At 49.5% G+C, this 6,925-nt stretch carries 6 protein-coding genes; 3 read left to right on the top strand and 3 right to left on the bottom strand.

What is annotated here, in order from left to right; all coding sequences use genetic code 11:
- Positions 1-42: 42 nt before the first annotated feature.
- Complete coding sequence (locus tag C7B65_RS14600; RefSeq protein WP_073069796.1) at positions 43-978, bottom strand: alpha/beta fold hydrolase; 936 nt, start codon at positions 976-978, stop codon at positions 43-45.
- A gap of 320 nt (positions 979-1,298) precedes the next feature.
- On the opposite strand from C7B65_RS14600, the gene infC reads away from it, so the two are divergent.
- On the top strand, positions 1,299-1,835 hold the full coding sequence (infC, locus tag C7B65_RS14605; RefSeq protein WP_073069797.1) for a translation initiation factor IF-3: 537 nt from the start codon (positions 1,299-1,301) through the stop codon (positions 1,833-1,835).
- Positions 1,836-1,947: 112 nt separating this feature from the next.
- Here infC and C7B65_RS14610 read toward each other — a convergent pair whose 3' ends face one another.
- A complete protein-coding gene (locus C7B65_RS14610) occupies positions 1,948-2,367 on the bottom strand; it encodes a hypothetical protein (RefSeq protein ID WP_073069798.1) in 420 nt (139 codons plus the stop codon).
- Positions 2,368-2,701: 334 nt separating this feature from the next.
- Here C7B65_RS14610 and C7B65_RS14615 point away from each other — a divergent pair, with 334 nt between their 5' ends.
- Together C7B65_RS14615 and C7B65_RS14620 are read left to right on the top strand one after the other, a co-directional pair.
- Entirely contained in the window at positions 2,702-5,746 is a 3,045-nt protein-coding gene (locus C7B65_RS14615) for an MFS transporter (RefSeq protein WP_073069799.1), read from the top strand.
- A 95-nt stretch (positions 5,747-5,841) separates the two neighbouring features.
- Complete coding sequence (locus C7B65_RS14620; RefSeq protein ID WP_073069800.1) at positions 5,842-6,342, top strand: cyclic nucleotide-binding domain-containing protein; 501 nt, start codon at positions 5,842-5,844, stop codon at positions 6,340-6,342.
- 58 nt (positions 6,343-6,400) lie between these two features.
- Here C7B65_RS14620 and C7B65_RS14625 read toward each other — a convergent pair whose 3' ends face one another.
- Positions 6,401-6,772 carry a hypothetical protein gene (locus C7B65_RS14625; RefSeq protein ID WP_073069801.1) on the bottom strand — a complete coding sequence of 124 codons (372 nt, stop codon included), beginning with the start codon at positions 6,770-6,772 and terminating at the stop codon, positions 6,401-6,403.
- Between the last annotated feature and the right edge of the window lie 153 nt (positions 6,773-6,925).

The following is a 6,925-nucleotide window of genomic DNA, read 5'->3' on the forward strand; positions in this document are numbered from 1 at the left end:
GGAGGGCAACCACGGGGGGATGCCCCTACCCAAATCATCCCGCTATCCAGCAATGCCAATTTTTTCAGACCTGTTTTCAGACCACGATGCAATCCAGTTTAAGATTTCTGGGTTAACTTGCTCAGGCGCTTCATCGTGCAAGCAGTGCCCTGCATTCTCAATTTCTACGACCTTCAAATTAGGATTATAACGACCAAACTGAGCCGCCAGACTGAGCGGGATCATGCGATCGTTCTTTCCCCACAACAGCAACATTGGCACTTGCAGATGAGGCAGCGTCTGCTTGACACTCGGCCCAAATTTAGGCGCGACGATCGCTCTAAAGATCGCACAAAACGCCCGTGCCGATCCCCGATCTTCAGCCGCTCCTAGCAAAATCTCGACTAACTCATCCGTCACTGCGTCAGAATTCGCGTAGGCGATCGAGGCCCAACGTTTCACGCCTCCCGGCTTTCGCACAAACTGAAACAGCAGATTTAGCACCAGCGGCGAAGCCACCCAACTTTTAATCGTCGCCACCACCGGGCGCAACGGCTTAGGGATCATTTCTTCTTCGATCGACGGGTCGGGCAGATTGAGCATTACCAAACCCCGCACCATATCAGGATGGGTTGCCGCCGCCGCCATGCAGACCAAAGAGCCGATCGAGTTGCCAATCAACACGATCGGCTCTCTCACAAACGTTTTCCAAAAATCATAAACCTGCTCAACCCAGAGCGCGACATTGTAAGGCGCGATCGCTTTTTCAGATGCCCCAAAACCAAGCATATCGAGAGCATAAACCGTGTGATGCTCACCTAAGACCGATAGGTTTTGTCGCCAGTGCCCGATCGAGGCCCCAAATCCGTGCAGCAACATTAGCGGCGGGGTTTCCTCAGCGTGTTCCGATCGGATATAGGTATAGCGAGTTTGCCACCCTCTCCAAACCCAGTCTCGCTGGCTGCCCACTCGCTGCCGCCAATGTAAAGAGGTCGTCACAATTTCCTCAGCATTTTCAGTTTCCAGTCTCTGACCTTATTCTATGGGTTTTAACAGGCACTCAGAGCCGATCGCCTGCTGTCTTCTGGTCTTGATAGGTTTGCCCGTCCCCACTCCTGCCTTCCATCGGTTAGAATTTAAGTTAAGAACTAGAGAGAAATTAGACCAGAGTGAGTAGAATGGCAGATACAGTCGTTCTGCGATTGACCTTAGTTCTTGCACCGACAGCTAAACCCGGTCCGCTTCGATCCAACTTCATCTAATTTTATCGATCGACCGCTTCTCTTCGTTGTCAACCTTACCCTCCACAATAATAATTAATGGCTCCACTGATTGAGAAAAGACCTAACCGAGACATTCCCGTCATCAATGAACGCATTCGTTTCCCAACTGTCAGAGTGATTGGCTCAGATGGTGCCCAGCTAGGAATCATGTCTTCTCGTGAAGCGATGCAACTTGCCGACGAGAAGGAACTCGACCTGGTTCTGGTCAGTGACAAAGCCGACCCGCCCGTGTGCAAAATCGTAGATTACGGTAAGCACAAGTTTGAGCAAGAGAAAAAGGCGAAAGAAGCCAAGAAAAAGCAGCACAACGTTGATGTCAAAGAAGTTAAGATGCGCTACAAGATTGAGGAACACGACTATAACGTGCGGATCAGTCAGGCAGAGCGTTTCTTAAAAGCAGGCGACAAAGTAAAAGCAACGATTATGTTCCGGGGTCGCGAGATCCAGCACAGCGATTTGGCAGAAGTGTTGCTCAAACGCATGGCAACTGATCTGCAAGACCTCGCCGAAGTGCAGCAAGCGCCCAAGAAAGAAGGGCGCAACATGATGATGCTGATGGCTCCTAAGAAGTAAGCCAATTTCGCTAATCTTTAGAGCATAAACAGGGTATTGGAGAGGTGAAAAACTCCGATACCTTTTTTGTGGGAGCGATCGTTCCCACAAAAACCCTATCAGCTTACGAAAACTACTGAAAAGCATCAATCCGTTTGCCTTTCACGTCGCCTAGCCACCTGCCACCAAAAACGCACTTGCCCCAAGAACCTGTATCGCAACAGGTAGCGTAGGTTCGCATCTGAATAGATTTGCTTTTGGTAAATTTTTTACAGGGATCGGAAGCGCTAGAGGTGTACATCCAGGTCAGACCTGCCGTGTCGGTCACCAATGCACCTGTGTAAGCTGCTTTGTAGTTCCAGTAAGGGCGGCTCGTGAACTTGTTGAAATCACCGCTTTTGAGAACTTTCGGATGCTTTGCTCCGTCGATCGCCTGACAGCTTTTAACTTTGATTGGCGCGATCGTGCCATCTGCAAAATTCACGCAATTTGCCATTGCAGACCCCGGCACGAAAATTGCAAACAAAGCTAACAGAACGCTTCTAGACAACATTTTTTCAAGATTATTTCCTCACCGAGACGAACGCAATAAATCTGAGTTCCTCAGATGCTTGAATCAGACAAAATAGAGCTTTAACCAACGGGAATCGATCGTGTAGGATTCGTGAACTTTTAAAGACTGCCTGCGAGTTTGGGGCAAGAATTTGGCTCGATTTGGGAATCTTATTAGGGAATGAGGGGCGATCGCCTCGTAAAATTGCGGTGCTATCTCTAAAAGACCTCCAGAATTCTCCCAAAATTCTCACACTGGGTTCGCCGCATACTGAGGTTGTCTGTAAAGTCTTAACAGGGACGCGTCGAAAACACGGTACGGGACACAACGCTTCATGGAATTGATCGACCAGTCAGCAGCCAAAAATGGGATCGGACGGAAACTTCTGCGGGGGATCAATCTCCGACCCGAAGAAAGTAAACGAACGCTACTCATGTTTACCTTTTACACGATCACCTCGATCGGGCTGCTGTGGCTAGAAGTCAGCGCAGTTGGGTTGTTTCTTGAGCAATATGGTGCTGATGCTCTGCCTAAAATTTATATTGCCAGTTCGGCGATCAGCGTCGGCTTAGGATTTCTCTACTCCTGGATGCAGCGTTTTTTGCCTTTGCGACGAGTGATCGTGCTGATCGCGCTGCTGATGGCGCTGCCGCTGCTCCTGTTTTATTACGGACTCGGCTTTTCAGAAGTCGCGGTGATCGGTGGGGTTGCCGTTTTTAAAACGACTGTGCTGCTGCTGCGGCTGTGGTTGGAGGCGATTTATGTCCTCAATGACATCAACACTTCGATCACGGCAAACCAGTTATTTAATATCCGCGAAATTAAGCGCACCTATCCATTAATTAGTAGCGGTGTGCTGCTGGCAGATATCATCAGTGGCTTCTCGCTGCCGATCGTACTCGCGTTCTTGCCGCGATCGCAGGGTTTGCCAATGGTGATTCTATTCTCGTTTGGCATGATGGTGTTAGGTGCAGGGGTTCTAGCTTATTTGAGCCAAACTTATCAGCAGTCGTTTCCCGATCGTCGTCGTCAAGATCGACAGTCAGATGCCAGTTTGAGCCGAGTTCGGGGAGAAATGAAGAGCTATGTGAGACTGCTGATTATCTTCTTTGGAATGGCGCAGGTGCTGCTGCTATTAGTTGATTTTCAGTTTCTCAGCCTGCTAGAACAACAGCCTGGATTTGCCGCTCAGGGAGATAAAATCGCGAGTTTCCTCGCAGTGCTGAATGGCACGTTGGGCATCTGTGAACTTGCCGGACAATGGATGTTTTCAAGCCGAGTCATTGAGCGGGTTGGAGTCTTCAACACGCTGATGGCGCTGCCTGTGGTGCTTATTTTGTTGACGATCGCGATCGTCATTGGCAGCATTGTCACCCAAGGATGGGTTTTGCTCTTCTGGGGCTTGGTCATCCGTAAGTTTTTATACGAATTGCTGCACTACACTCTATTCGCGAGTGTGAGTCCGGTTCTATTTCAGCCGATACCCGAAATGCTGAGAGGCAGTCTGCAAGCAAAAGTGCGCGGCGTTGCAGAGCCGCTAGCGACCGGAGGCACAGGGGTGGCGCTGCTGTTAATGGTCTACGCTCAACCGGGCACTGGCACTCAAGCACAAAACCTCACCATCTTTGCGGTCGTGATTGTGCTGTCGCTATTTTGGCTATGGACGATTCGACGATTGAAGAAAGATTACTTAAATCTGCTCGTGTTTGATGCGGGGCGCGGAAAACTTAGTGGCTCTGATGTCGATCTGCGTGAGCTAAAACGAGCCGTGATTGAGTCATTAGAGAAGCCTGGAGCCGAAGCTGATAAGCGATCGTGCATTGAGCTACTCAGCCAAATTGACCCTCGAAACGTCGGCGAAGTGCTGTCTCCGCTGCTCGATATGCTTTCGCCTAGCTTGCAGCAAAAAAGTTTGGAGGTGATGCTCAACTATCCCAACGCAGCTTATTTAGGTGACGTGCGATCGTTGATTGATCAGAAGCCGACTCCCGAAGTGATGGCGGTTGCCTTGCGCTATGTCTGGCTGACAGACGCAAACCCCGATATGCGGCAACTGCGATCGTATCTGCCTCCAACCGTCGATCCGATCATTCGCGGCACGGCAGCTTCGTTGATGCTGCGTCGCGGAACGCCTACCCAAAAGGCAGAGGCGACGAATTCTCTCAGATTAATGCTGACTCACAAACGGCGACAAGAACGGGTGATGGGCTGTCGAGCGCTGGGTGAAGCCCTCTATCTGCAAGCGCTGCGGCTTTATATTCCCAATCTTTTGCAAGACAAATCGCTGCAAGTCAGATGTGCAGTGTTGGAAGCGATCGGAGCGACCCGACTCGAAGAATACTATCCTGCGCTGCTGCGGGGGTTGGGCTATAAATCGACGCGAGACGCGGCTCAAAAAGCGTTAGTAAAATTAGAGAATGAAGCCTTGCCGATGTTGGTCAGACTGGCAGAAGATGTTCACCAGTCAGATTTGGTGCGCGGCTATGCTTGGGGCGCGATCGGGCAAATTGGCACCTTAGAAGCCATTGATTTGCTGATTTCTCGCTTAAGAACCTCTTGGGGAGAAACTCGCCGCAACATTCTGCGAATTTTGCTCAAAATCCCTCAAGAGCGCGGCATCGATATCGCTTTGGATCGGCTAGGGCGGCGAGGAGTCGAGCAGCTCATTGACCAAGAGATTATGTTGATTGCTCAAGTCTATGCAGCGCTGGTCGATCTTGCTCCAGGGAGAATTCAAGGACAGGAGGCAGACTTGCTGCGACGAGCCTTGCGCGATATGCCTACCGATGCGATCGAGCGCTTATTTCTGCTGATGAAGTTCCTTTACGATCCAGGAACGATTCAGGTCGCCTCGTTTAACTTGCAGTCAGGATCGCTCTCTAATCAAGCGCAAGGGTTAGAAATTTTAGACAACACGCTCGATATTCCGTCTAAACAAGCCCTGCTGGCGTTGCTCGATCGCAATCTTGATCGCGAAAAACTGCAAAATTTGTCTAGCCTGGTTGCCTATGAGCCGATGAACTCTGACGATCGGGTGCGTCACCTTTTAGATCTGCGTCACTTCTTGTCAGATTGGGCACTGGCGTGTTGTTTTCACGTGGCGCGGCATTCTCGCTGTCGGCTGACCAGTGATCAAATTTTGTCTAGCCTCAGCCATCCGAGGGGGTTTGTCAGAGAAGCGGTGTTATCTTACCTACAGCTTGCTTCGCCCAGTACACTAGCTAGAATTTTGCCCACGCTGCAAAATGATCCTGATCGGCTCGTTTTGGTGCAAGTTAAGCAAATGCTCGAAACCTTGGGTCTTGAGCAGATTCCTTTTGCCCACACTGCGCTCGAAGAAGACGATATGCCCAACACTGGAGAACTAAGATCCCTGTAGCGATCGCAGCAACAGCCCGTAAAATTTGGGAGTGACCTCTAACCTATCCAGTCCTTAACCAGTTTCTCACCTGAGAAGTCCGCCCATAAGCCACCATGTTAAACAGTTTTGATCGATTATTGCTGGTTCGAGGAGTCCCGATTTTTCAGGAACTTCGGGATGACTTTTTGGTGAGACTGGCTTCGATCATGGAGGAACATACTTTTAACCCTAAAGAAGTCGTTTTCACACAAGGGCAAGAAGGACGATCGCTTTACGTGGTGGCAGCAGGACAGGTGCGGGTGCATATTGGCGATCAAGATTTAGTTCTCCTCAAAAAGGGCGAGTTTTTTGGAGAAATGTCGTTGTTTGATGCGGAGCCACGATCAGCAACCGTGACCGCTTTAGAAGCCTGTGATTGTCTGGTCTTAACTCAGCAACAACTCTATGAAGCGATCGACGAAACGCCTGAAATCGCGCTCAACATCATCCGCATTCTCTCTCGTCGCATTCGAGAACTCAACGTCAAACTCAATGTCAAAGACAACGAACTGATCAATCTCAAGGTCAAGCTAGAGCAAGAAAGACAGGTGTTGCCACGATCGCAGAGAAACTAAATATACAGGGATCATTAGGGGAGCCGCTACCCAAATCTAGCGACGGCTCCCTAATGTCCTACAGTTGGATCGTGGTTTTGTTGTGTAACTCCTCCACTTGAACGAGTGAACCATTGCCGATCGCAATGTTGAACTTCACTAAAGAACGCTCAACTTGATATCCCGGCAACACTCGAACAATTTGATATTCAGTCATCAAATCACTGGTGCCATCCCACTTGAACAATGCCAGTTGATTGGATGCAATCTCACTCAGTTGTGAAACAAACTCTTCAATGCGATCGCTGACATTCACGAGAATGCCAGACGAAAGGAAGATGTAACGCTCTTGCAAATCCAAAGTCACACTGACTCGATACCGTTTTTCGGTTGAGCAACGCAACTCAACGGTAAACGAAATCGAGCCAGGAACGATCGTCCTAACTCCCATAATATTTTGTCCTCTCGGTTACTTCAAAGAGGACAAGAATGCCGATTTCTCAGAGATTCTAAAGGGATGAAAAACATATGCAGGATCTTGATTCCAGCCTTTCAAGATCCCATAGCAAAGCTGACGGTGTACAATCATGAACGCCTCCTGAGT

Origin of the sequence: Phormidesmis priestleyi ULC007, assembly GCF_003003695.1 — a bacterium.
GTDB lineage: Bacteria > Cyanobacteriota > Cyanobacteriia > Leptolyngbyales > Leptolyngbyaceae > Phormidesmis_A > Phormidesmis_A priestleyi_A.

Coding starts and splice junctions, on each gene's coding strand:
- C7B65_RS14625 (WP_073069801.1), bottom strand. CDS start 6,772: ATGGGAGTTAGGACGATCGTTCCTGGCTCGATTTCGTTTACCGTTGAG.
- infC (WP_073069797.1), top strand. CDS start 1,299: ATGGCTCCACTGATTGAGAAAAGACCTAACCGAGACATTCCCGTCATC.
- C7B65_RS14615 (WP_073069799.1), top strand. CDS start 2,702: ATGGAATTGATCGACCAGTCAGCAGCCAAAAATGGGATCGGACGGAAA.
- C7B65_RS14620 (WP_073069800.1), top strand. CDS start 5,842: ATGTTAAACAGTTTTGATCGATTATTGCTGGTTCGAGGAGTCCCGATT.
- C7B65_RS14610 (WP_073069798.1), bottom strand. CDS start 2,367: ATGTTGTCTAGAAGCGTTCTGTTAGCTTTGTTTGCAATTTTCGTGCCG.